This window comes from Bradyrhizobium sp. CFUWI, from assembly GCF_056429085.1.
In genome coordinates this window covers 1-389 of sequence record NZ_JBWJZE010000316.1, presented here as the reverse complement: position 1 = coordinate 389, position 389 = coordinate 1, and the positions used below count along the sequence as shown (strand labels likewise).

General features: G+C 68.1%; 1 protein-coding gene. It reads left to right on the top strand.

Going from position 1 to position 389, the window contains the following annotated elements; genetic code table 11:
• On the top strand, positions 1-389 hold a 389-nt coding region (locus tag AC066S_RS39985; RefSeq protein ID WP_478272092.1), incomplete at both ends, for a TRAP transporter large permease subunit.

Genomic DNA, 389 nt, shown 5'->3' with positions numbered 1-389 from the left:
CTCCATCACCATGGTGGTGTACGCGGTGGCCGCCGACGCCTCGATCATCCGCATCTTCCTGGCGGGCTTCCTGCCGGGGCTGCTGCTCATGCTGCTGTTCTCGGGCTACATCGGCTGGTGGAGCCTGCGGCATCCCGACCGGGTGCCCGCGGCGGATCCGCCCACCACGCTGCGCGAGAAGATCCGGCAGTCGGGCCACCTCATCCCCGTCACGGCGCTGATCGTGTTCATCGTCTGGGTGCTGGTCGCGGGTTATGCCACGGCCACCGAATGCGCGGCCTTCGGCGTGGCGGGATCGCTGGGGCTGGCCCTCTGGAGCCGGTCGCTGACCTGGAAGAATTTCTCCGAGGGGCTGATGGGCGCGACGCGCACCAGCTGCATGATCATGT